A 25,660-nucleotide genomic window follows, 5' to 3' on the forward strand; every position below is an offset into this window, starting at 1 on the left:
CTACCGTCATCTATCTTTGATTGAAAATATTTGACTTTGCAATCTGACAATGATGTTTGTTATTTAACGGCATCATCACTCGCTTAACAGTGATTAAAAAATCTTGGAGTAAATTATGGCCCGTGTAAAACGTGGTGTACAGGCAAATCGCCGTCACAAAAAAATCTTAAAGCGCGCAAAAGGCTACTACGGCGCCCGTTCACGTGTTTACCGCGTAGCGGTACAGGCAGTGACCAAAGCTGGTCAATATGCTTATCGTGACCGTCGCAACAAGAAACGTACTTTCCGTCGTCTTTGGATCGCACGTATCAATGCTGGTGCACGCTTAAACGGCTTAAGCTATAGCCGCTTCATCAATGGCATGAAAAAAGCAAACATCGCAATCGATCGTCGCGTTCTAGCAGACATCGCTATGCATGATGCAGCGACTTTCACAGCATTGGTCGAAAAAGCAAAAGCGGAATTGGCCTAAATATTAACCGTCCTTTAGGTATGATGCTTTTAAATAATTATTTATGAGCAATTGTCTAAATGGATAGGACTAATATTGATTAATAGTATGATATTAATAAAAGCTACCGCTGGTCGGTGGCTTTTTTTATATTAAATTATTTTAAGCGTGCTCTATATTGAACTTTGTCGAGCAAAAATACGCTTATCATCGTCTAAATATTCAAGCCATTCTTATAACCAGCCTTTATATGAACTTTATATATAAACATAGCTGGATAAATGGTTTGCAATATTTGGTCAAATCCCTACAATTAATAGTCCGTTCAAATCAGGAATAATGCGTCTTATGACTAACCCTGCTGCCACCAACGACTTGTCGGCGCTACCGACCTTGTCTTCAGAGCTCAATGAGCTCAACGAAGCTCAGCTTACCGAATTTGCAAATGCTGCTGAAGCCCTAATCCTACAAGTAACTGATGCGCGTACACTGCAAGATTTGCGTGTGCAGTTGACTGGTAAAAAGAGTCCGTTAACGGGCTGGTCAAAGCAGATGGGCAAGCTCGATGCTGATGATAAGAAAACTTATGGCGGCTGGTTGCATCAAGTACGTAGCCGCATTCAGCAAGCATTAACCGATCAGCAGCAGCAACTAGAGGTCGCCGCGCTCAATGCCAAGCTAGAAAGTGAGAGCATCGATATCACTTTGCCTGCTCGCGGTGGTCAAAAAGGTCATCTGCATCCAGTAACTATGATTACTCAGCGTATGCAGCAGTATTTTATTCAAGCGGGTTTCAATGTCGCAACTGGCCCCGAAGTTGAGAGCGACTACTATAATTTTGAAGCGTTGAATATCCCGTCGCACCATCCTGCGCGCGCGATGCATGATACCTTTTATTTTGATGCGCATTATCTATTGCGTACGCATACCAGTCCTGTCCAGATTCGTACCATGGAAAAAAATGAGCCGCCGATTCGCATTATTTGCCCAGGTCGTGTTTATCGTAACGACTCAGACCAAACTCATTCGCCGATGTTCCATCAGCTAGAAGGCCTTATGGTCACCGAGTCGAGTACTTTTGCTGAGCTAAAAGGTTTGATTAGTGAGTTTCTAGAAGCGTTCTTTGCCAAAGAGCTGACCGTACGTTTCCGTCCGTCGTTTTTCCCATTCACTGAGCCGTCTGCAGAAGTGGATATCTTAGATGATAATGGCAAGTGGCTTGAAGTGATGGGCTGCGGTATGGTACATCCACAAGTATTGACCAATTGCGGTATCGATAGCGACAAATACACTGGCTTTGCTTTTGGTATGGGTATCGAGCGCTTTGCGATGCTGTATTACGGTATTGATGACTTGCGCTTGTTTTTCCAAAATGACGTGCGCTTCTTAAAGCAATTTGGCTAGAGTTTTCCTTATACCTATATAGTCAGTTCAAGATAATTTAGATCCAAGGAAGGCGCGTGAAAGTGCTACAAATCGTAGACTGAGCGAGCCGACGCTGTATCTAATTTATATAAGATTGACTATAGCAAGCGAATTCGCCAAGCTTTACTCCAACATCTTTATTATAAAATTCTGATCCGAGATATTTATGAAAATTAGCGAACAGTGGCTACGTCAGTGGGTAAACCCTACAAATACTAGCGAACAGTTAGCCGAACAGTTGACTATGGCAGGTCTTGAGATTGATGATCGCTATGCGGTTGCCCGTGCTTTTAGTGGTGTGGTTGTCGGTGAAGTCATCAGCGTTGAGCAGCATCCTGATGCAGATAAATTACGTGTCACTCAAGTAAATATCGGTGATGCTGAGCCGCTACAAATTGTCTGCGGCGCGCCTAATGTGACCGTCGGTATGAAAGCGCCGGTTGCTACCGTTGGTGCGGTATTGCCAAGCGATGATAAGAAAGGGTTTAAAATCAAAAAGAGTAAGCTACGCGGTGTGGCCTCAAATGGCATGCTATGCGGCGCTTCTGAAATTGATTTAGTTGATGATATAGATGGCTTGCTTGAGCTGCCTGAAGATGCACCAGTTGGTGCAGATATTCGTGAATATCTAGGTTTAGATAATCAAGTATTGGATATCTCAATCACCCCAAACCGTGGTGATTGCTTTAGCGTACGTGGTATCGCTCGTGAAATATCTGTCATCAACGACTTACCTGTACAAATGCCAGAAATCTCGGCCAATACTGCTGGCACTGCTGCAACGCCAGCCGTGACAGTCGATGCAAAGGAAGCGTGCCCTCGCTATCTGCTGCAGTCGATTCGCAATATTGACCGTAGCATCGATACTCCGAAATGGATGCAAGATGCGCTAGTACAGTCGGGCCTACGTTCACACAACTTCTTGGTCGATGTGACCAACTATGTATTGATGGAGTTGGGTCAACCGTTACATGCGTTTGACGCAGACATGATCGAAGGTGATATTGTTGTACGTTTGGCACAGCCTGATGAAACCATTACTTTGCTGAATGAGCAAACCGTTACCTTGACCGGTGATGAGCTGGTAATTGCTGATGATAAAGGTGCCTTGGCACTGGCTGGTATCATGGGTGGTCAGCGTAGTAGTGTCACTGATAGCACTACCAATATCGTTGTAGAAAGTGCTTTCTTTAATCAGCTAGCTATTGCTGCACGCGCACGTCGTTTTGGGCTACATACGGACGCATCACAGCGTTTTGAGCGTGGCGTCGACTTTGAATTGCCAGCATTAGCGTTGGCACGAGCTTGTGATTTAATCACCAGTATCACTGGCGGGGAAGCAGGTCAAATAGTCACGGCTGAAAACCTTGAGCATTTGCCAGCACGCGCACCGATTACATTGCCAATCGCGAAAGTTCGTGATGTCATTGGGATTGATATTGAGCCATCTGAGATGGTACGTATCTTGACCCAATTGGGTTTTGACGTAGAGCAGCAAAGCGATTCACTGATTTGCAAGCCGCCATCTTATCGTTTTGATATGAGTATCCGCGAGGATTTAATCGAAGAAATTGCTCGTATCTATGGCTATGACAATATTCCAAGTGTCCTGCCACATTTGCAAGTCAGTATGGATTATGATGATACTGCAGATTTGACGCATGAGATGAAGCTCGCATTGGTCGACAACGGCTATATGGAAGCGATTAGCTTTAGCTTTAGTGATGCAAAACTAGAAGCATTGCTTGACGACGAAGCGCTAGGGGAGGTATTGGCACTGGCAAACCCTATCTCTAGTGATTTGGCCGTTATGCGTCGTACCTTGCTATCGAGCCTACTGCCTTGCGTTCAATATAACTTAAATCGTCAGCAGCCACGTGTACGTTTCTTCGAGACAGGTCTTAGCTTTGTTGGACAAAGTATTAGTGATTTAGTACAAACGCCAAGTATTGCTTTAGTCGCAGTTGGTGATATATGGAGCGAGCAAGCTTATCAAAACCGCGCCTTAGATTTTTATGACCTAAAGCATGACATTGAGCAGCTATTACCAGCTCAAATCGATAGCGCACGTATCCGCTACGAGCGTAGCACGCTGAGCTTCCTGCATCCAGGACAAAGCGCTGAGTTATATATCGATGATGCATATATTGGTTGGTTGGGTCAGTTGCATCCAAATACTGCTAAGCAATTAGATCTGACTACTACCTGGGTCGCTCAATTGTCACTGGCACCGCTATTGACGATTGCACGTGAGCAGCATGCTATCACGACACCAAGCAAGTTCCCGCAAGTACGCCGCGATATTGCTATCTTGGTAGACAGTGACATCAGTTTGCAGACGCTAGAGACAACGGTGCGAACTGCAGCAGGTAATATGTTGACTGATCTTTGGTTATTTGATGTTTATCAAGGTGACAAAGTACCAGCAGGCCAGCGCTCACTAGCGTTTGCACTGATATGGCAAGATAGTACGCAAACGTTGTCTGATGAAGCCGTCAAGACTGCCACAGATAAAGTGGTACAAGCGCTAACTGACCAGCATTCTGTACAGCTGCGCGACAGCTAACATTTAGTAAGTATTATACCCAATGCTCTGTAGTCTTTTTACCATGAGGCTACGGAGCATTGCTATTCATAGAATAAGTTAAGTGGTTATTAATAAAGGATTTTAATGAAGACTTTGTTAAAAAACGGTCAAAAAACCTTTATAATAGCTAGCCTTAACCCTCATACCGCTAAACCATGATATTCGACATCACGACATAGCATAGGAGTCGTACTGTGAGCACCTTAACCAAATCTGACATGATTGAGCATTTGATGAGTCACCTAAACCTAACACGCCAAGAAGGCCGCTGTCTGGTGGAGAACTTTTTTGATGAGCTGTCAGAAAGTTTGATTGATGGCAAAGAGGTCAAGCTTTCAGGCTTTGGCAACTTTGAGCTTAAAGATAAAAACAGCCGTCCAGGCCGTAACCCGAAAACAGGGGAGCCTGTTGCAGTATCCGCGCGCCGTGTGGTTACTTTCAAGACAGGACAGAAATTTCGTCAGAAGGTTGACGAGCGTTTGTTTGATAGCTAATACTTAGTTTGGCACTGCGCTGAACGATAGTGTGTCTGTTTTATCGTGAGTTTATAAGAATGCTAGTGCGTATTTGCACTTAGTTATTTTTGCGTACATCTATATATTTCGATATTGCAGCATGCATCGTATATTAGGGTTATCTATAAAGTAGAGTCCTACTAAGATCATAAATCATAGACATAAAAAAAGAGAGCATAGGCTCTCTTTTTTTTACTACAGTTTATCTATTGTATGAACAATAAATTACTGAGCTTCTTCAACTACTACTTCGTCAGAAGCTTCAACAGCAGCAGTATCAGTTTCGCTAGCTACGTCTACGCTAGTGGTGTCGCCGTCTACAGGAACTTCAGCGTCCATTTCGTCAGTAGCAGTTGCTTCTTGAGCATCAGCGATGTCAGCTTCAGCGCCAGCAACAGCAGCGTCAGCATCAGCAGTCATTTCGCCTTCAGCAGCAGCTTCGTTTAGCTCTTCAGAAGCGTCTTGCACTTCTTCTTGCGCGTCAGATAAATCTTCAGCAGCGTTTTCTTTGCTGCTATCACAGGCAGTAAGGCCCATAGTTGCAGTCATGATACCAGCTAGAGCAAGTAATTTAAGTTTCATATGGTTTTCTCCGGAAAAATGAAATGAGCAGTAGCAGCAACAAAGGTCGAAATCCGATATTTCTCAGAATTCAACTAGTCTTAGTTACAGCTACTCAGCTTCCACGCATTCTATAGGTTTTCTAAGTAAATAGAAATAGTCTGTACAATTAAGTAACAATAAAATTTAAAATAATATTTTACTTTGTCTGTTCGATATACTTTTTAATACAAGAAGCTAGATTAATCGACGTATAATCAATGACATCAGAGGGATTGAGCACTTTTTCTGTTCTTGTCTTTTAACTCGAATTGTCGATATTAATCCCGTTTGTATGAGTAAAAATGAAGTTAAATAATTCGATTATCGTTCTATATTACATAAATCCTAGTTAAGTTAGCAATTTTATAGGTTTCTACTTGCTTTTAGGATAGTAGACTAGGTCATAGCGTAAATTGACTGGCCAAATAATATATAGCATCAGTAATGATTAATAGAAGTAGTGGCTAATAGAGATAATGGTTAGTAGAAATAGTGAATCAATCTATATTTGAGGAATAGAAATATGAAATGGCAAGGTAGACGAGGTAGCTCAAATGTGCGCTCTAGCACAGGTGGCGGTAAGATGATTGGCGGCGGTATTGGGGGTATTATTATCGCTGGTATCTTGTGGTTAGTATTTGGGGTAAACCCAATGACTGCATTACAGACAGGTCAAGCGGTCACAGGTGGTGGGAGTGAGTCATCTACCGAGCTTGCAACTAGCACAGACCGAGACACGCAGTTTGTGAAAGTTGTATTAGCAGATACAGAAGAGGTCTGGCATCAAATCTTTAACGAAGCTGGTAGCACTTATCAAGAGCCGTCATTGATTTTGTTTAATGGTCAGGTCAGCTCAGCATGTGGTAGTGCTAGCTCTGCAACAGGTCCATTTTATTGTCCAGGGGATCAGACTGTCTATTTGGATACGTCATTTTTTGTAGAGATGCGTCAGAATCTTGGTATTTTAGGCGATCAGCAAGGCTCTGGTGGTGAAGAGAACCAAGGCAAGGCTGGCGATTTCGCACAGGCCTACGTGATAGCGCATGAGGTAGGTCATCATGTTCAGACGCTATTGGGCATTAGCCAACAGGTCAATGAAGCTCGTCAGCAAGTGACTCAAGCACAGTCCAATAAGCTATCAGTATTGCAAGAGTTGCAAGCGGATTGTTTTGCTGGTGTATGGGCACAGCGCAATCAAGAGCGCGTACAGTTTTTAGAAGCTGGTGATATTGACGAAGCGGTAAATGCAGCTGGTCAAATTGGTGATGATCGTCTAGCGAAAGCGAGCGGTGGTGCAGTAGTGCCTGACAACTTTACTCATGGTACCAGTCAACAACGTGTCGAATGGTTCACTCGTGGTCTAGAAAGCGGTAATGTACAATCTTGCGATACGTTCAGCGGTGCACTTTAATGGACATATATATTAATAATCGTGTATTTGACTAACGATGTTTTTTAATACTGATGTTTTTAATTATAAGCCTAGCGCATGGACTTATAATCAAAATTAAGACATAAAAAAGCCTGCAACGAATTGCAGGCTTTTTTATCATCTTTCATCTGATATTACTCAATTAATTATTAAGTAATATCAGCGTAGAAAGATTTAGTTGTTGTCAAGAACATAACCACCAGCACCGCCGATCGCTGCACCAGCCAATGCGCCACGAGCGATATCTTTGCTGTCGCCTTTGCTTTTAATGAGAGCACCAGCTGCTGCGCCAGCAGTAGCACCTTTAGCTGTGTTGCTCATACCGCTATAAGAGTTACAACCAGTCATGATTAGGGCTGAGCTAGTAATTGCGGTCATTGCGATCGTTTTAGCAAATTTCATATTATCACCTATTAAGTCATCAAGTTTAAAATACAATACCTTCAAAATACTATGTCCATGATATTTTCAAGTATATTCCTACTGTCTGTCATAATAATCGGTTACTAATAATATAGTCGTAGTAAAAACGCTAAACTTTGCAAACGAGATGTAAGCGATGTTGCCGTACTGTATCATCAGTAATGCCTGTGAACGATAGAGCAGCATAGTTTAATTGGCTTAACTGTTAAGACTTCGATATTGCTATAAAAAAGACTACCTATAAGTAGTCTTAATATCAAATCAAAGCTGTATATGTCTAGCAAGCTAACTAAGAATTAGTTTTGTGATTTACGCTTCATTTGCTCGAAGAATTCATCATTGGTTTTCGCTTCTTTTAGACGATCCAATAAGAACTCAGTGGCTTGTACGCCATCCATCGGTTGAAGTAGTTTGCGTAAAATCCATACTTTACGCAGCTTGTCTTCGTCCAATAGACGCTCTTCGCGGCGTGTACCAGATTTTTTGATATTAATCGCAGGGAATACACGTTTTTCAGCCAAGTCACGCTCAAGCGTAATCTCTTGGTTACCAGTTCCCTTAAATTCTTCAAAAATAACGCTATCCATCTTACTACCAGTATCAATCAATGCACTGGCAATAATGGTCAAACTACCACCTTCTTCAACGTTACGCGCAGCACCAAAGAAACGTTTTGGACGTTCTAGAGCATTGGCATCCAGACCACCCGTCAATACTTTGCCTGATGATGGGATAACCGTATTATAAGCACGTGCTAGACGCGTAATCGAATCAAGTAAAATCACCACGTCTTGCTTATGCTCGACCAAACGTTTGGCCTTTTCGATGACCATTTCAGCAACTTGTACGTGACGCTGTGGCGGCTCATCAAAGGTAGAAGCGACCACTTCACCGCGTACCGTACGTACCATCTCGGTGACTTCTTCTGGACGCTCATCAATCAATAGTACGATCAAATAACATTCAGGGTTATTACGAGTGATTGATTGCGCGATGGTCTGTAGCAACATCGTTTTACCCGCTTTTGGCGGTGCGACGATAATAGAACGCTGACCTTTACCAATCGGAGCGATTAGATCGATGATACGACCAGTCAAATCTTCAGTGGTTCCGTTACCAAGCTCAAGCTTTAGATGCTCAGTTGGGAATAGGGGCGTGAGGTTCTCAAAGATAAGCTTATGACGTGAGCGATCTGGCGTATCAAAGTTGATTTCGCCAACTTTTAATAATGCAAAATAACGCTCAGAATCTTTTGGTGGACGAATCGTACCAGCGATACTGTCACCAGTTTTTAGACTGAAACGGCGAATTTGACTAGGGCTGACATAAATATCATCAGGACCGGCTAAATATGAGCCTTCTGATGAGCGCAAAAATCCAAAACCATCAGGAAGAACCTCAAGTACGCCGTCACCATAAATGGCTTCACCGTTACGCGCATGGGTTTTTAGAATAGCAAAGATAATGTCCTGTTTACGGCTACGCGCCATATTATCAAGACCCATTTCTTTGGCGATAGCCAATAGCTCAGCGATTGATTTTTTCTTTAATTCAGTAAGATTCATAGATAGGTCATTAGCAATTGATCAGATGAGAGATGCCATTAGCAGCACAAGTCACGACAGTGATTAAAATAACGGTAATATGATGATATGGGTGTGTGCACAGCGCTGTAGTTTATGTAGTTTTGGTTTTATATGTCTGCTTATGTACGCATTGCCATCATTGGATGCAAGGTAATAAGAAATAAGGATAAAAAAGGCTACATAAGAGTCTGCGTCAAAAACTCAATATCAGTAATTGCGTTTAGTCATTTTGTTCAGCAATGGTGTTTATAATGACGATTGTGTTTTTGTTGATAAACACGAGGAGAATAGCGACAAGATACTTAGGAAAACAGTTGGTTTTCTCTTGTCAGCAGACTATACGGTCTTCACAATAGCGTTGTCAATAAATTTTGCCAAAAAAGTCACATTATCGAGTTTTTTGCACAAAAAACAAGCAAAAAAGCCACTATCTTGGTTAGATAATGGCTTTCTCGGTTATTCTATTTTACCCGCTCAAGATAGTCTAGAGCTGATAAATTTAACTTATAAATGCTTGTCTAGTACTTTAGCCAATTCAGCTTTTGGCTGTAGACCCATTACTGAATCAACTTTTTCGCCATCTTTGAATACAAATAGCGTTGGGATATTACGAATACCAAAACGGCTAGCCGCTTGTGGGTTGTTGTCTACGTCTACTTTCACGATTTTAACTTTACCTTGGTACTCAGTCGCTAGATCTTCTAAAATAGGAGCAATAGCTTTACAAGGACCACACCATGGCGCCCAGAAGTCTACTAGTACAGGTACGTCTGATTGTAAAACGTCTTGATCGAAGTCTGTGTCGGTAGTATGTAAAATAAGGTCTGACATAATTTTATCTCTCTTGTTTTATTACTTCTATCACCACTTATCAACCTATATATTGGTTTAATAATAAATCAGTTGGTGGTCAAAGAATTGTTTAGAAGGGGTGAAAATGTGCCATTATATTAACATGTTTGCCCTAATTTGACAGATACAGGCTGGTTAAATTGTTTAACAACTAGTATTAGCACAATAAATCGAAACGGTGCAGCACAAGAGTGTCTAATCTGTTATTTAATAAGAGTATCTTTATAAAAGTATGTATCTCAGCACGATAGAAGTCTTATTTTATAACTCGTTTGTATAGTAGTTAATGATTAATAGCTAGCAATATTAATAACGTTAAAATTCAGCCAAAGTTTTGCCTTTTTGTCCAAATAATCGTTGTTCTTAAAATGACTGTCGTGCCGAATATAGCTGTCGTGTCTGAAGTATTAGCCACCAAAAATCCTTATCTTAAAACCAATTTACATAAGTAGTTAAATTTATGCCTTTTACCGATGAAGAAGTTAATGCCCTCAATGCCCAAGAAAGCGCTTATCCGCTTGAGTTCTTTAAAAATTTTGCACAAGAGATTACGGTTTATGAAGACGATGATATTTGGGTGGTTGATAAACCTGCAGGACTATTAAGCGTCGATGGTAAAACACTCAAAGTCAGTCTGCTTGCTCGTCTTGAACGTGCCAATCCAGCTGTCAAACTGATTCATCGTTTAGATATGGACACGTCGGGACTGCTTATTTTTGCAAAAAATGCAGCAGCGCAAACCAATATCAGTAAGCAATTCATCGAGCGTTTACCGCAAAAGAAGTACCAAGCGCGTGTCTTTGGTGAGTGGGAGCAAGTCGGCGCAACTGGTGAGATATCAGTGCCAGTGCGCTATGAGCCAAGTACCAAGCCGCGCCATATCGTCGATCACGACTGGTCAAAGCATGCACTGACGTTGTATGAAGTTGTGGCTCATGAACTCTGTAATGGCGAGGCAGTTACTCGGGTCATGCTAAAGCCAGTCACGGGTCGTAGCCATCAGCTACGCGTACATATGGTGCATGTCGATCATGTGATGATTGGCGATCCGATTTATGCTGAAGGTGCCGCACTAGAGATAGCGCCAAGGCTCAACTTACATGCACAGCAATTGCGTTTAAAGCATCCGGTACTGGGTGCTTGGATGGACTGGGAGAGTCCCTGCCCATTTTAAGAGTGAGATTTTGCCGTGTGCTGTTAATAGATGCGATAAATGGCTCTAAAGCCAGCTATAAAATGCCAGTCATGCAAATACAAGGATGAAAGTATGCTTGATATCACCACGACCAAACAGGCCATTAAAAACCGCCTTAAAGGTAGAAAATCAAAGACGGATAAAGTAGCCGACTATGAAGTATTGATTATCGGTGCAGGTATCGCAGGTATTGGTATGGCTTGCCGTTTACAGCAACAGCAGCATAAAGGTCTATTCGGTCATAAAGCTCCCAAAAAGCAAAAGCAGGTAAAACGGACTAATAAACATAAACCTCCAAAGCGCTTTGCTATCTTAGAAAAGCGTGCTGATTTGGGTGGTACATGGGATTTATTTACCTATCCGGGGATTCGCTCTGACTCTGATGCCTTGACCTTTGGTTATAACTTTAGGCCGTGGCTTGATTATAGAATGCTTGCAGCAGGCGATGATATTAAGCGCTATATCGCTGATACGGCACACGAATTTGGGGTGACCGAGCATATCCACTATCAGCACGAAGTTCAGCAGATATCATGGTCTAGTGATGATCAACAGTGGTCAGCAACCATCAAAAACCATGCAAACGGCGAGATGTTTGTTAAGACTGCTAAGTTTATCGTAGGTGCCACTGGTTATTATGATTATGAGCAAGGCTATCGCCCTCATTTTGATGGAGAGGAGAATTTCCACGGTCAAATCATTCATCCACAGCATTGGAACAATCTAGACTATGATGATAAAAAAGTCATCATTATTGGTAGCGGTGCCACGGCGATGACGTTGCTACCTGCGCTAGTAGATAAAGACAGTGATCAGTGTGCACGTCATGTCACGATGCTACAGCGTACGCCGACCTATGTAGCAAGCGTGCCAGGTGATGACCATGCTATTGACTGGTTATCAGGCAAGTTTTCACCATTATCAAAAGAGCAGGCCTATACGGTACTACGCGCGCGCAACGTGTTACGGCAGCAAGGCCTGTACAAAGTTGCGACTCATGCACCCAAGGTGATGAAGGCAGTCTTAAAAAACGGGATGAAAAAAGAGTTAAAAGATAGCGGCGTTGATAGCAAGCACTTTATGCCTGACTATAATCCTTGGGATCAACGAGTATGTGCGGTACCTGACGGTGATTTATTCAAAGCCCTGCAGGATAAACGCGCAACAGTGGTGACCGATCAAATCAGTCACTTTACGGCAACGGGAATTATGCTGCAATCTGGTCAGCACCTCGACGCTGATATCATCGTTACCGCGACTGGTTTAAAGCTACAGATGTTGGGCGGGGCAGCGGTATATATCGACGGTCAAGCTGTCGATATTGGCACGCGTATGACCTACAAAGCGGTCATGATAGAAGGCATACCTAATCTGGCTGCACTGTTTGGCTATACCAATGCCTCGTGGACACTAAAAATCGATTTGGCTTGTCAGTATGTAGTGAGGCTACTGGGATATATGCATAAAAACCGCTACCAAGTCGCATTACCACAAGCACAGACTGCGGATATGACAGCCTGCGCTCAAGCAGATACCGTGATGGGTTCGCTATCGTCTGGTTATGTCAGACGCGGCAAAGACGAGCTACCTAAGCAAGGCGATCGCTATCCTTGGTTTGTGACCAATAACTATCTAAGTGATCGAATCATGCTTAAGTATCGCAAGATAAAAGACGATTGGTTACGATTTAGCCGTTAGCGTCTTGGTAATTATTGATGATGGTTGTCGATGAAGTCAGCAACTTGCTTGCTTAACATCTGCCATAAGGTCTCTTGGGCGCTTTTGCTACCCCATGCATTGTGCGGACTAAAGATAACACGCGGATGGTCGCTGATACTGAGGAGCGGATCATCGTCAGCGATCGGTTCTTGTTCAAACACATCGCTAGCATAGCCGATGATTTGCTCACTATTGATCGCGTCAGTTAATGCTTGGCTATCAACGATGCCGCCACGTGCGATGTTGACGATGAGCGGCTGTTTAACCATTTTCGCCAGAGTATCTTTGTTAATAAGATGCTCAGTTTGTTCATTCAATGGACAGTGTAGACTGATCACATCTGCTCGCGCTAGCACTTCATCAAACGCGGTATAGTCGTCGCTGCGTGGTTCACGTCCTTGGTGCTCTGCCCACAGTACGGTCATACCAAAGGCACGAGCAATCTCGGTCACGCGTTTGCCGATGGTGCCAATACCAATAATACCTAACGTCTTATCTTCCAAATCTATCAGCGGAATATCCAGCAGGCAAAAATTGCCATTTGCCAGCCATGTGCCATCAGCGACTTTCTGATGGTAGTGGATGCCTGCACGCATCGCTGTCAGCATGAGCATAAATGTATGCTCGGGCACGCTTTTGACCGCATAACCAGCGACATTAAAAAGCGCAACACCGTGCTTATCGCAAGCTTCTTGATCGACGTTGTTCATGCCAGTGGCAGTCAGTTGGATAAGCTTAAGTTTCGGTAGTTGCTCTATCACTTCAGCATCGATTTGGACTTTATTGGTAATAATAATGTCAGCATCTTTGCAACGCTCAATGATAACAGCCGCGTCTTTTGGCGTGTCGTTATAAGTGATGTAGTCACTCACACCCATCGGTGCAGGCAGGTCAATACCTTCAGAAAATGTACCTTTATCTAAAAAAACGGCTTGCATGGTTAGTCCTTACTTATTGTTGTCTTATAGATAGTTAGCAAATAAATAGCTATTGTATGAATTCTTATCGGCTTAATGTAGCACGTTGTTATTTTTAGTCAAAAGGAAGCAAGCAGTAAAAAGCGATTTTCACTTTGCTTTTAGTGTGAAAGCAGGATCTGTAAAATGAACGTTATCTTAAACGAAGAAAAGACCTCTATTTCAGTATTGAAGTAGAGGTCTTTTAGTTAGACAATGCGCTTTTTCGTTGTTACAGCTTGTATTGCAAATGCTATCAAGCCAACTCTGCAAAAATTGCTAATAACAGAGGCTAAAAAGAAAAACGCTTGCGTAATTTACCAATGAAATTGCGTACGCGATTACTCAAATCAATACGCACATCATTGTCAGGGTCGTGCTCGACTTCATAACGTTTTACTAAGTCAGGGCTCGCTTTGAGTTTAGTATGATGTTGGAAAGCCCGGTTGACACTAATCTCTAATAAGCTTGCGCGCATCGGCTTCGGTAAGCATCGATAGACCTGACCCTTGTTAATTAAATCAATCAACAAACCTGCATCTTGAAACTCAGTTTGCACCAAAACGACCAAATGCGGTGCATCTTGCTTCAGCGTAAAGATTATTGGTGCGATGTTTTCGCCACTAACATTGATGTCAGTAATACACACACCAATATCATAGTTTGCCAGATAGTCATAAGCCTCCTCTAAACCTTCGGCATGTAGTACTTTATAATTATTGGAGAACTGCTTGCGAATTTGTTCAATTAGCTCACTTGTTTCGTCGATAACCAACAGGGTTTGCTTATTGTCTGAGCTATCAATCTGATCGGCATCTTCATCTGGATTGTAGGTCAACGCGATTTCAGTGGCACGACCAACCACAGCGATGAGTTCCTCAGACTTGCAGGGCTTGGTCAAATAACGATAAATCTCTCCATCGTTGATAGAACCAATAATTGCATTCAAATCGGCATAACCCGTTAATAAAATACGCATGGTAGACGGTGATATGTCTTTTACTTCGCGTAAGATATCGACACCGACACGCTCAGGCATACGTTGGTCACTGACTGCTACGTATACATGGTTGTTTTTAATATAGTCGATATATTCAGTGGGATCGGTCGTGATAAACACGTCATGAGTTTTACGAAAGAGGAGTTTCATAGAACGTAAAATGCGTTGTTCATCGTCAATAAACGCGATTTTTGGTTTAGGTTCAGTACTTAGAGCAGAGGGTTGTATGTTGTCTTTAACTTCATTCATGATCGTATCCTTACGATGAATAATAGAGGCTAGATTGTAAGTATTATGTCTGTTGTCAGCACAGCGCATAACTGAGCTGCGCCAACAATATGATAAGCGTGTTGCTTATGCCGACATACTTTGTTCCGTTAAATTATTGTTGATAGGTAGGGTTAAGGTAAACACCGTGCCAACACCTTCAGTAGATGTAGCGGTAATCGTACCATTGTGTTGTTCCATGATTTGCTGACTGATTGCCATGCCGAGGCCAGTGCCTTCACCTGCCGCTTTCGTAGTAAAGAAGGGCTCAAATATCTGATCCAATACTGCTTGGCTCATGCCTTTACCATTATCAGTTACTTCAATGTAGACGTTGGTTTCATCAGCGTAGGTACGCACCTCAATCTTGTCATCAGGATTGCCCTCCATTGCTTGCGAAGCATTGTTTAATAGGTTAACTAATACCTGATTGATTTGCGATGGTGAGCATTTGACTTCAGGTGTTGGGCCAAAATTGGTGACAATATCTTGATGTCTGATAGAGTTCCCAGCAATTTTGAGAGAAGATTCTATACATTCACGCACATCAATGGTCTTCACTTTTGACTCATCAAGGCGTGCAAAGTTACGTAAGTTGAGTACCATCTCGGTAATCTGTTCTACCCCAAACAAAGAGTCTTTAATCAGCTCTTTTAGCTCAGATGATAAGTCATCTTCTTCGATTTCATCCGAAGCACGGACAATATCTGCTAACAGTTTATCTATTTTTTCATCAGCAGCCGATTCAGATTGAACGCCTTTTAACCCTTGTACTAACTCAATCAACTCTTCGTATTGCTCAGTCAATTGACCGATGATTTCGAGGTTGTTTTGTACATAAGATAATGGCGTATTTACTTCATGAGCAACGCCTGCAACCATTTGACCAAGTGTGGCCATTTTTTCAGAACGGATCAGCTGTAGCTGAGAGTTTTTCAGCTCTTTTAGGGTGTCTTGTAGTTCAGCGGTGCGCTCTTCGACTTTAACCTCTAGCTGTTGATTGATATTGGCAAGCTTACCTTCATTAGATTGGATACGATGGAGTAGCTCACTGATAGAGTGGTTTACTAGGCCAATTTCATTACGTCCACCTGAAAATTTGACGTCACTAAGCTTGTTATATTGCTTATCATCGATTAGTTTTTCTGCGAGAGAGATTTTGTCTGTGGTCTTTTTCAATGGTTTGAATGCTAAGAACGTCAGCATGAAATAGATCAGTGCAGCGGTTATAAATAGCGCTAGCATGATTAAGTTGATTAGGTTTTTGCTCAAGTTATCTGCGATAGCATTAACGGCAGCATCTGGTTGAACTACGATTAGTTTCCAGTAGGTCTCAGGAATCTGGAAAACATATGCCTGGCTACCATTGTAGTAGCTGTCATTGGTTAGATCGAAACTTTGTAGCAAGCGACTGTCCATCGTGCTTGTATTGCTTGCATTAGCATTCAAATAAGCGGCGTAGTTGATAAGCTCAGAATTACTAACAGCAGTAGCTTCATTTTTGTCAAGTGTTGCAATAACTTGTTGTACTTCAGGAGGCATTTTTGCGGCAATTTGTTTGATAATCTCACTATGCTGAGTATCTAAAAAATCTAAGATAGGTTGCCACGCAGGGTCTGAATCAATGACTTGTTTGATATCCAGTGGGACACCAGTCTCTTCGTCAATATAGTTTAAGCGCTCAGGGTTAGATGAGGCGATAACCTTATTACTGTTATCAATCAATAAAATATAACCTGAGCCAGAGCTTTCACTTAGCTTAACGATGTTTTCTTGTAGCTGGTTGAGCGTAAAGTTAACGGTACTTGCACCCCAAAACTGATTGTCACGTTCAATAGCGACACCGCAGCTCATTGCCAATTCACCTTTGGTTTGAGTGGGGCTTACATCAGCCCATATACAGCCATTAGGTCTGAGTACTTTTACTTTGTTAAACCAGTTTTCATTGTAATAAGGATTAGCAGGGTTTGGATCCGTTAATATTGCTCGGTAATCGCCATCTTGGCGCACCATCAAAAAGGGATGAGTCGCTGTACTGTCTCCGAGCGCACCATTATCAGGCCAAATACCACCACTACCTAATAAGCTATAATCCCGCTTATCAAAAGCGTTAGCCGTGCTGGTCTGCAAAATATTTTCTTCGATTGGCAGTGTTTGAGCGCTTTGCTGTAGTTGCAACGCGCTACGCATGACGCGATTGACATCAGCCGAGATGCTGTTGACGGCGGTATTCCCTCGTTGAGCCACTAGTTTTCCTGACTCAAGTCTGATTTTTTCATAGCCTTCTTTTTCGACAATGTAAACCACAACGGCAACAACAACGGCAAAAGCAAGAAACAAAATAATGGTAACTTGGGTGCTGACTTGGTTAAATAAGCCAACTTTTTTGGAGGCACTCATAAATGTATTCATCCTTGAATTGTATAAAGTACAAAAAATACGATTAGCAGTATTTTTTGTATAAAAAGAGCTGCGATTATTAATGCTGAATAATTTGATGTCTAAATGTCTGAATAAGTAGCACAACGATGTGAAGCCATTACTTTTAAGGAAGGGCGCAATCCATAAACCCATCCGCTTATCTACAAACTAAGTCCATATAACAAGTAGTAAATCCGTCTACTTATGAACATTGATAACGGTCGATATGCAGAAGAAAAGTGCTAAATGCTATTTTTCTAGTTATAAACATGAACAATTGACGTAACGAAAAACACATCTATTTTCATAAAGTAACAGTATAGAAACAATTTTATGATGTAAATGTTTTTTCTATACTTGCGAGTCGTTATCTTATTGTTTTATATGACCAACTTATGCTTAGCTTCCGCGTCATCTTGTATGAATCTGCTCTTGAAAAGTCAACTTAACGCACTCATCTACCCGCTAACGTTATATAATGGTTGGGCTTAACGATTGGCTTGATTAGTGTTGTGGCACTTCTTCTATGTCTTTTTGACATTTTATGGTGTGAACAACCTTATTTAGCTCTTGTTAGCCGCCATTGCTGTTTTTCTAAGCTATCTATTTAATTTCTTACTACCTGAGTACAAAAGACATCGCCTTATGACTATCTCTATTGCTTCATTGCACAGTACTGAATTCGCCGTTGGTCAACGTTATTTATCTGATACGGAGTCTGAGCTTGGCTTAGGTGTGGTCATCGATGTTGACGACCGATGTGTGCATATTTTATTTCCGCAAAGTGAAGAGACGCGCGTCTACGCAAAAAACTCTGCGCCATTATCGCGCGTGGTGTTTAAAGTAGGCGATAGCATCTACGACCAAGATGGCAAAAGCTATACGGTCAATGCTGTTGATGAAGTAATGGGCGTACTGAAATATGGCGTCGATGAGCACGAGCGCGGCATCATGGAAACCCGTCTTGCTGCCAATATCACGTTGGCCAAGCCGCTTGAGCGTTTGCTTGCTGGCCGTATTGAACGTGGTGACTGGTATGAGCTGCGCCAAGACATCTTGCGCATGCAGTCAGCGCTAGCAGGTCATCCGTTAAAAGGTCTAATGGGTGCACGTGTCGATATCATCGAGCATCAGCTGTATATCGCACATGAAGTCGGTAAGCGTATCGCACCGCGTGTACTACTGGCTGATGAAGTTGGCCTTGGTAAGACCATCGAAGCGGGCATGATTATTCACCAGCAGTTGCTAACGGGCAAAGCTGAGCGTGTGTTGATTTTAGTGCCAGATAGTTTGCAGTATCAATGGATGATTGAGCTGCGTCGTCGCTTTAACCTAAACTTTGCCTTGTTTGATCTAGTGCGTACTGCGGCAATTAAAGAACACGATCCTGAACAAAACGTCTTTGCTACTGAGCAATGTATCATCGGTGGTATGGATCTATTGCTCGATCACCCAGACTTATACGACCAAGCGATGGATGCAGGGTTTGATTTATTGGTTGTTGATGAAGCGCATCATTTGCATTGGGATGAAGCACAGGGCGGCAATGATAAGTATGACTTGATTGCAGATTTCGCCGAAGAAACGCCAGGCGTGATGCTATTGACAGCAACGCCAGAGCAGCTTGGTGCGCAGAGTCACTTTGCTCGTCTGCGTTTGCTTGATCCAGATCGCTTTGATGATTTGGATGAATTTATCGATGGTCAGGAAGCTTTTGCAGAGACAGCAGCAGTTGCTGGTGTCTTGATAGAAGAAAAGCCATTAAATGAAGGTCAAATCGCTGCTTTAAGTAGCTTACTAGACATTAGTATTGAAGAACTATCTTCAATCAATGAAGATGAAAAACTGCGTACACATGCATTAAATGAGCTATTAGATCGTCATGGTACAGGTCGTATCTTGTTCCGTAATACTCGTGAGAGTGTGAAAGGGTTTTATGGCCGTAGTAGCCAACCATATCCACTGCCATTACCTGAAGCATGGAAAGATAGCTATCAAACCAATGGCAAGTTGCGTGAGCAGCTATGGGGCGAAGAAAACCAACCAGACGGTGGCTGGCTAGAAGATGATCCACGTGTTTCTTGGTTGATTGATATTTTGCGCGGTGAGCTTAAGCATCAAAAAGTGCTATTAATTGCTCGTAGTGGCACGACGGTAGAGAGTTTAGAAGCGGTACTGCGTCTGCATGCGGGCATTAAGACAGCTATCTTTACTGAGCAAATGACCTTGCTTGAGCGTGACCAAGCAGCTGCGTTCTTTGCAGATAGTGAAGGTGCGCAGATACTATTATGTTCAGAAATTGGTTCAGAAGGTCGTAACTTCCAGTTTGCAAGCCAGTTAATACTATGGGATTTACCTGCTAACCCAGATACGTTAGAGCAGCGTATCGGCCGTCTAGATCGTATCGGTCAGACGCAGCAAATCATGCTACATGTGCCTTATGTACAGGGTACAGCGCAAGAGCGTCTGTATCAGTGGTACAACGATGCGCTGAACATGTTCAATCAGATATCGCCTACGGCACAAAGCGTACAAGAGCAATATATCCAAGAGCTTAAGCCAATGCTTGAGGGTGCTGATACCGCTGAAAATAATGTCATTTTGCAAGACATCATTGACGAGGCGCTACAGACACGTTTGGGGCTAGAAGCACAGCTACAAGCTGGTCGTGACCGTCTGCTAGAGTACAACTCATGCCGTCCGCGTGTCGCAGGTCGTATCGCCGATGCTATGCGTGACTTTGATGGTAATAATTTGCTGCCGCACTTTATTGAGCGTTTCTTTGCGTCTGCCAATATTGATCACAATATCCAGCGTGATGGCTCGTGGGTGATCGCGCCTATCGATAGCACAGAGATCAGTGACTATATTGATGGCTTGCCACTTGGTGATGAAGACGGTATGACGTTGACCTTTGAGCGTGAGCAAGCGCTTCAACGTGAAGACATCGAATTTATCACTCACGAACACCCATTGATGCGTGCGATTTATGAGCTAGCAAGCACTAGCACCTTTGGTAACACGACAGTTGCTATGCTAAAAAGTGCCGCTGTTCCGCAAGGTATGGTACTGCTAGAGGTGAATTTCCGTGTTGAAGCAATCGCGCCAAAAGTGCTTAATCTGCCAGCGACTTTGTCCACGCAAAATATCCGTGTCTTTATCAGTGAGCAAGGCAGTGATTTATCGGCTCGTATCAGTGCTGAGATGATTATGCCGCACGTTGAGCGATTGGATAAAAACCGTGCTCGCCAAGTGATTAAAGTGCGCGGCGATGTGATTGAGCAGCGTTATTACGAAGCTGAAGACATCGCTCGTCAGCAGATCGCTGAGATTGGTGAGCAAGCAAGTAGCCGCTTTAGCCAGCAGTGGTCACGCGAAATTAAGCGTCTAAAACATCTACAGACGATTAATCCAAACGTACGTCCTGAAGAGATTGAGCGTTTAGAGCAGCTTAAAGCTCAAGGTGAGCAAGCACTTGGTAACTTGTCATTAGTACCGGATTCTATTCGCGTACTCGTAGCAGTTAAGCCATAAACATCGACGTATTTTTCAAAAACGAGGTGTTATTATACATCTCGTTTTTTTATGGTTGAGATTACTTGTTTTGATCTTTAGTTGTGATTTGTCTGGCAAAAACAGACAAGCAATACTTATGAGTAAGCCGACAGTAACTAGTCAAAGCCACCAATATTGGGTAAGATGTTTACCTTTTCTATAGAAAATAAATATTCGGTGATAACATCGCTAACGATGTCTGTATGTTTATTTTAAGGTCTCCTTCGACAGATCTTAACAAGTGATCTCGCATTATTTTACATTCAAATATGATGGCTATATGGCATCAATATCATCAGATGCTGAGCGTTTTTGATAAAAATAAGGAAACATATCGTCATGTCCGACAATCTACAACTGATTGATGAGCTGCTGGCTACTATCGCGCTTATTGAAGTTACCCCTGATGTGTTTGAGGGTAAAAGCCATGACTATGTGGGCAGTCGTATATTTGGTGGGCAAGTGCTCGCCCAAGCGATTATGGCAGCGGCGCATACATTAGATAAAGACAAGCCTTGTCACTCACTGCATGGGTATTTTTTGCGTGGTGGCGATATCAACCAACCGGTAATATACCAAGTCCGTCGATTGCGTGATGGTCGTAGCTTGTCTGCACGTGAAGTCACCGCTATTCAGTACAAAGAAGTACGCGGTAAGCCGCCTGTTGAGCAAGTGATATTTTCAATGATTGCCTCGTTTTCACCGATGGAAGATGGGCTTGAGTATCAAGAAGATATGCCTGTCTATCCACCGCCAGAAGACTTACTGACAGAGCAAGATTTAAAAGAAGAAAATGTCGGAAAAGTGCCAGAAGCACTAAAAGCAAGATTTATGCGCCGCCGTCATGTCGAGATTAAGCCAGTTAAGCCGCGTAATCCGATTAGCCCAGAACCAATGAAACCTAAGCAAGCAAACTGGCTACGCATTCGTGAATTGGGCAATCAGCCAGTGGCTATTCAGCAAGCGTTATTGGCATTTTCGTCAGACTTTTATTTGGTTGGCACAGGGCTAATGTCACATGGTGTTAGCTTTATGACCAGTGGTCTACAAGCTGCCAGTATCGATCACTCGATGCATTTCCATCGCGATTTTGATTTGAATAAATGGATGCTTTATGACATGTGGAGCGATACCACGTCTAATGCGAAAGGGTTGAATCATGGTCAGTTTTGGCAAGATGGCAAACTGGTCGCCACCGTGCAACAAGAAGGCCTGATGCGTTTGCGTGTGCCAAAGTCCTAAGGTGCTTTAGACCCAGTTATCTTTATATTGTCATTATAAAAAAGCGACCCAATATTAATAATGAGTCGCTTTTTTTTATTCCAATTTCTTACTCTAAGATCTTAACCATCGCGCGAGGTAGCCCTAGGCTGTCCTGCGCTTTTTGTTCGGTTAACCACTTAAAGTCAATTTCAGCTGCTGCTAACTTCTGATTTAACTCAGTTACCTGCGTCGCATCGATCGTCAGTTTACGCGGCGTCAAATACCAGTGAAAATGCGTCAGCGAATGCTTGATAGGGGCGTCATCGAGTAAAGTATTGCTAACTGATTTTGCCACCAGTTTATTTTTTATCAGCCATTCATTAATGATTTGCTCAGCGGTAGTAAACTCTGCTTCGTATACTTTTTCATTACTACGGACATCATTTGCTACGTTTGATAGTTTGTCATCGTTAGCTTCTACTTTCTTCGCAGTGCTACCAATCGTTTTACCATCAACTTTTTCCACGAACTGTAATGGCAAACTCCACAATCCACCCCAAATGCCATTATCAGGGCGTTGTAGCCACAATATTTCACCATCTTCACTTTCGATTAGCAGTGCATCACTGAATTTACTAGGCTTGGGCTGCTTTTTTGCTTTGAAGGGATAATCAGTCTCGCGCCCTTGCGCATGGGCTAGGCAGTCGGCTTGCAATGGACATAACAGGCACGCAGGCTTGCTACGAGTACATAATGTCGCCCCCATATCCATCATGGCTTGCGCAAATAGTCCTGAGTTCTCTATAGGTGTTAGGCGTTCTGCCAATGCCCATAAGTCTTTGGTGGTAGCAGATTTAGTGATATCGCCGTCAATTGCCGCCCAACGTGTCAGCACTCGTTTGACATTGCCATCGCAGATGACGCCATAATGATGTAATCCCATCGCCATAATCGCGCCAGCAGTCGATGGCCCAACGCCCGAAATCGCTTCCCATCCTGCTAGCGTCTGCGGAAACTCGCCCGTTTTATCGATTACCTCAACCAACTGCTTAGCACCTTTATGCAAATTACGTGCGCGTGCATAGTAGCCAAGCCCTGCCCAATGCTCTGCTACGGTATCCCATTCTGCTGCGGCCAAATCCTGCACAGTCGGAAACGACGCCATAAAGCGCGCAAAGTAGGGCAGTACGGTAGTCACTTGTGTTTGCTGAAGCATCACTTCGGATAACCAAACGATATAAGGATTGGGCGTATCGGTTTGATGCTGTTGCCAAGGTAAATCATGGCGACCATTTTCGGCAAACCAATCGAGTAGGCGCGGGGCAAAGGAGTTTAAGGATTGGTTTGTGTGGTTAAATGTTTGTTGCAATGGTTTTCCTAAGGTATTAGCTAGAGTGTGTGAAACGCACTCAGTTGATCTAGAGTTTTAGATATCAATATTTCTAATTTTCAATTATAAGAACTATATTCGATTATTAACTGTGTATACTTGTCTCTTAATATCGGTATTAATGTAGTTATAGATAAAATCTACTTCAGGAATTAAGATGTTTAAAAAAGATTTAAATGGTATAGAATTAAAAATAGATAATTTATACAGTATTTTGATTCCCAGTAATAACAAAACGATGTTAGATATGTGTATCAAGTTATATGATGATGAGGTTGATCGGTATAGGTTTCTAGAAGAAAAAGCCATTAAGTTCTTCAATTTTGTAGGAATACTTATTCCTATCTATATCTCTCTAATTGTCTGGCTTATGAAGTCTGATGATATTTACCTTAGTTGCTTATCAAAACTATTATTTTCTTTAACTACGGTTTCTTTAGTTACAATAATGCTTTTTTTGCTTCTTAGTTTTAAGCTCACTTTAAAGCTTGCTATCAAAATCACTGATAAAACATTTGAACTAGTCAAAGATAAGAACTATGATAATTTTTATATTCATTTCTATAAAGCTTACGATGCTGGTATCAAATCGTACAGAATCGTAAATAAAGATAAAGCTAGTAAAATATCAAATGCTCATTATGCAATTTTTGCCATGTATTTATTCTTTACTTCAAGTATCCTTAGTGTAGGATATGATTATCTATTTTAATTTAATAAGTGGAAAGCAAAATATGTCTAATAATGAGAAAGACGAATCTAGAAGAGAGTCACTTGAACCAGACTATGATACTCCTGCTGCTTCTTTAGAAGCTTGTCTTGAAAGTGTTGATAGAGAAATTCCAGAAAATGTGGTTTACGTAGGAGACCATGACATGAGCAAATACAGCGACGAAAGTGAAGAGAAAAAGTAAGAAGTTATAGTTAACTCAACTGTCCATCTAAATTCAACTCATGTAACATGGACTGAATTTAGATGGAAATCATATATCTTAAGATCTACTTAAACCAAACCTACTTCCGATTCTTCCGCGTTTTCAAACGACGTAAGCGCTTTTCTTCCTCTTTCGCCTTCTTCTTTTCTTCAGCAGCGATGCGCTGTTCAGCGACGACGATTTCTTCAGCTTCAGTCATTGCTGGTGTTTCTAGCGTGATGCGACCAATCTTCGCGCTACGCAATTCGTTAATGAGAATCTCAGACATACGGTACGTATCGACTTGGTTGCCCGCGCGTACACAGCCGCGATTACGTCCAGCCACTTCAAAAAACTCCCAGTCAGTCTTTGGCAGCTCTTCAATTTTATAGCGAGTTTTTAGCAGCTCAGGATAGGCTTGCATCAAGTACTCAGCGGTATAGCTGGCCACATCAGCGAAGTCAAAAGCCGTATCACGAATACCGCCTGTCGCTGCCAAACGATAACCTGAGTTTTCGTTTTCAACTTTTGGCCATAGCATACCGGGTGTGTCATAGAGCATGATGTCATCGTCAAGCTTAATCAGCTGCTGCGACTTGGTCACGGCTGGCTCGTCACCTGTCTTTGCCACAGCGCGTCCTGCTAGCGTATTGATCAGCGTTGATTTGCCAACGTTTGGAATACCCATAATCATCGCTTTGATTTGACGACCAGTCCCGACTTTATTGGGTACGAGATGCTTACAGATGGCGATGATGCGTTTTACATCATTGGCTTTTTCAGTATCACAAGCGATGGCTTTGACCCCATCTTGCTGCTCAAGATAATCCATCCATGCTTGCGTCAACTCAGGATCGGCAAGGTCAGCTTTATTCAGGATTTTGATAACAGGTTTTTCGCCGCGCAGTGCTGCGACCATTGGGTTTTCACTACTATAAGGAATACGCGCATCGATGACCTCGATGACCAAATCCATCTGCGGCATGACTTCTTTGATTTCGTTACGGGCTTTGTTCATATGCCCAGGGAACCACTGAATACTTGCTCTCTTATCCATCTGCTTTCATAACCTTTTATAAAAAATGCTAAAAGTAAAACAATCAACGTTTACTTTCTAATGGTGTCCAGTTTACTACAGAACCACCTTGCTCACGGCACAATTTCAC

General features: G+C 42.5%; 20 protein-coding genes. 11 read left to right on the top strand and 9 right to left on the bottom strand.

Annotation, left to right across the window (positions count from 1 at the left end):
* The first annotated feature begins 115 nt into the window (after positions 1-115).
* The 4 genes from rplT (at position 116) to ACQKCP_RS12095 (ending at position 4,957) form a co-directional block, all read left to right on the top strand.
* A complete protein-coding gene (gene rplT, locus ACQKCP_RS12080) occupies positions 116-472 on the top strand; it encodes a 50S ribosomal protein L20 (RefSeq protein ID WP_011281252.1) in 357 nt (118 codons plus the stop codon).
* Positions 473-799: 327 nt separating this feature from the next.
* Positions 800-1,855 carry a phenylalanine--tRNA ligase subunit alpha gene (gene pheS / locus ACQKCP_RS12085; protein WP_201608011.1) on the top strand — a complete coding sequence of 352 codons (1,056 nt, stop codon included), beginning with the start codon at positions 800-802 and terminating at the stop codon, positions 1,853-1,855.
* A gap of 187 nt (positions 1,856-2,042) precedes the next feature.
* Positions 2,043-4,442, top strand: a complete 2,400-nt coding sequence (gene pheT, locus ACQKCP_RS12090) for a phenylalanine--tRNA ligase subunit beta (RefSeq protein WP_427612478.1) — start codon at positions 2,043-2,045, stop codon at positions 4,440-4,442.
* Positions 4,443-4,657: 215 nt separating this feature from the next.
* Positions 4,658-4,957, top strand: a complete 300-nt coding sequence (locus ACQKCP_RS12095; protein WP_057761935.1) for an integration host factor subunit alpha — start codon at positions 4,658-4,660, stop codon at positions 4,955-4,957.
* 246 nt (positions 4,958-5,203) lie between these two features.
* On the opposite strand, the gene ACQKCP_RS12100 is transcribed toward ACQKCP_RS12095, so the two are convergent.
* Positions 5,204-5,560, bottom strand: a complete 357-nt coding sequence (locus ACQKCP_RS12100) for a hypothetical protein (protein WP_165598186.1) — start codon at positions 5,558-5,560, stop codon at positions 5,204-5,206.
* 544 nt (positions 5,561-6,104) lie between these two features.
* Between ACQKCP_RS12100 and ypfJ the strand changes: the two genes are divergently transcribed.
* Positions 6,105-6,992 (top strand): KPN_02809 family neutral zinc metallopeptidase, encoded by an 888-nt coding sequence (ypfJ, locus tag ACQKCP_RS12105; RefSeq protein WP_427612479.1) that lies wholly within the window; start codon positions 6,105-6,107, stop codon positions 6,990-6,992.
* 195 nt (positions 6,993-7,187) lie between these two features.
* On the opposite strand, the gene ACQKCP_RS12110 is transcribed toward ypfJ, so the two are convergent.
* The 3 genes from ACQKCP_RS12110 to trxA form a co-directional block, all read right to left on the bottom strand.
* The gene (locus ACQKCP_RS12110) at positions 7,188-7,415 is read right to left on the bottom strand and encodes a hypothetical protein (protein ID WP_057761930.1); all 228 of its coding nucleotides are present in this window, start codon (positions 7,413-7,415) and stop codon (positions 7,188-7,190) included.
* Positions 7,416-7,732: 317 nt separating this feature from the next.
* Positions 7,733-9,001 (bottom strand): transcription termination factor Rho, encoded by a 1,269-nt coding sequence (gene rho / locus ACQKCP_RS12115; RefSeq protein WP_055125334.1) that lies wholly within the window; start codon positions 8,999-9,001, stop codon positions 7,733-7,735.
* A gap of 525 nt (positions 9,002-9,526) precedes the next feature.
* Complete coding sequence (trxA, locus tag ACQKCP_RS12120) at positions 9,527-9,853, bottom strand: thioredoxin (protein WP_165598184.1); 327 nt, start codon at positions 9,851-9,853, stop codon at positions 9,527-9,529.
* A 481-nt stretch (positions 9,854-10,334) separates the two neighbouring features.
* Between trxA and ACQKCP_RS12125 the strand changes: the two genes are divergently transcribed.
* Both ACQKCP_RS12125 and ACQKCP_RS12130 read left to right on the top strand, forming a co-directional pair.
* On the top strand, positions 10,335-11,048 hold the full coding sequence (locus ACQKCP_RS12125) for an RluA family pseudouridine synthase (RefSeq protein WP_427612480.1): 714 nt from the start codon (positions 10,335-10,337) through the stop codon (positions 11,046-11,048).
* 216 nt (positions 11,049-11,264) lie between these two features.
* Positions 11,265-12,767 (top strand): flavin-containing monooxygenase, encoded by a 1,503-nt coding sequence (locus tag ACQKCP_RS12130; RefSeq protein ID WP_427612506.1) that lies wholly within the window; start codon positions 11,265-11,267, stop codon positions 12,765-12,767.
* Positions 12,768-12,778: 11 nt separating this feature from the next.
* Here the strand turns inward: ACQKCP_RS12130 and ACQKCP_RS12135 are convergent, their stop codons facing one another.
* From ACQKCP_RS12135 to ACQKCP_RS12145, 3 genes are all read right to left on the bottom strand, one after another.
* Positions 12,779-13,726 (bottom strand): D-2-hydroxyacid dehydrogenase, encoded by a 948-nt coding sequence (locus tag ACQKCP_RS12135; protein ID WP_427612481.1) that lies wholly within the window; start codon positions 13,724-13,726, stop codon positions 12,779-12,781.
* Positions 13,727-14,036: 310 nt separating this feature from the next.
* A complete protein-coding gene (locus ACQKCP_RS12140; protein WP_427612482.1) occupies positions 14,037-14,993 on the bottom strand; it encodes a response regulator in 957 nt (318 codons plus the stop codon).
* Between the two features lie 105 nt (positions 14,994-15,098).
* Positions 15,099-17,411: a sensor histidine kinase gene (locus ACQKCP_RS12145; protein WP_427612483.1), complete on the bottom strand. Its 2,313-nt coding sequence runs from the start codon at positions 17,409-17,411 to the stop codon at positions 15,099-15,101.
* 666 nt (positions 17,412-18,077) lie between these two features.
* Between ACQKCP_RS12145 and rapA the strand changes: the two genes are divergently transcribed.
* Together rapA and ACQKCP_RS12155 are read left to right on the top strand one after the other, a co-directional pair.
* The gene (gene rapA / locus ACQKCP_RS12150; protein WP_427612484.1) at positions 18,078-20,966 is read left to right on the top strand and encodes an RNA polymerase-associated protein RapA; all 2,889 of its coding nucleotides are present in this window, start codon (positions 18,078-18,080) and stop codon (positions 20,964-20,966) included.
* A gap of 360 nt (positions 20,967-21,326) precedes the next feature.
* A complete protein-coding gene (locus tag ACQKCP_RS12155) occupies positions 21,327-22,229 on the top strand; it encodes an acyl-CoA thioesterase (RefSeq protein ID WP_057761915.1) in 903 nt (300 codons plus the stop codon).
* Between the two features lie 88 nt (positions 22,230-22,317).
* On the opposite strand, the gene mutY is transcribed toward ACQKCP_RS12155, so the two are convergent.
* Positions 22,318-23,559, bottom strand: coding sequence for an A/G-specific adenine glycosylase (gene mutY / locus ACQKCP_RS12160; protein ID WP_427612485.1), 1,242 nt, complete (start codon positions 23,557-23,559; stop codon positions 22,318-22,320).
* Positions 23,560-23,737: 178 nt separating this feature from the next.
* Between mutY and ACQKCP_RS12165 the strand changes: the two genes are divergently transcribed.
* Entirely contained in the window at positions 23,738-24,292 is a 555-nt protein-coding gene (locus ACQKCP_RS12165) for a hypothetical protein (RefSeq protein ID WP_427612486.1), read from the top strand.
* Positions 24,293-24,314: 22 nt separating this feature from the next.
* The gene (locus ACQKCP_RS12170; protein ID WP_427612487.1) at positions 24,315-24,494 is read left to right on the top strand and encodes a hypothetical protein; all 180 of its coding nucleotides are present in this window, start codon (positions 24,315-24,317) and stop codon (positions 24,492-24,494) included.
* Positions 24,495-24,594: 100 nt separating this feature from the next.
* Here ACQKCP_RS12170 and ylqF read toward each other — a convergent pair whose 3' ends face one another.
* Positions 24,595-25,551 carry a ribosome biogenesis GTPase YlqF gene (ylqF, locus tag ACQKCP_RS12175; RefSeq protein ID WP_296210189.1) on the bottom strand — a complete coding sequence of 319 codons (957 nt, stop codon included), beginning with the start codon at positions 25,549-25,551 and terminating at the stop codon, positions 24,595-24,597.
* Positions 25,552-25,660 lie beyond the last annotated feature (109 nt).

Origin of the sequence: Psychrobacter sp. NPDC078631, from assembly GCF_050268165.1 — a bacterium.
In the GTDB taxonomy this organism is placed as follows: Bacteria; Pseudomonadota; Gammaproteobacteria; order Pseudomonadales; family Moraxellaceae; genus Psychrobacter.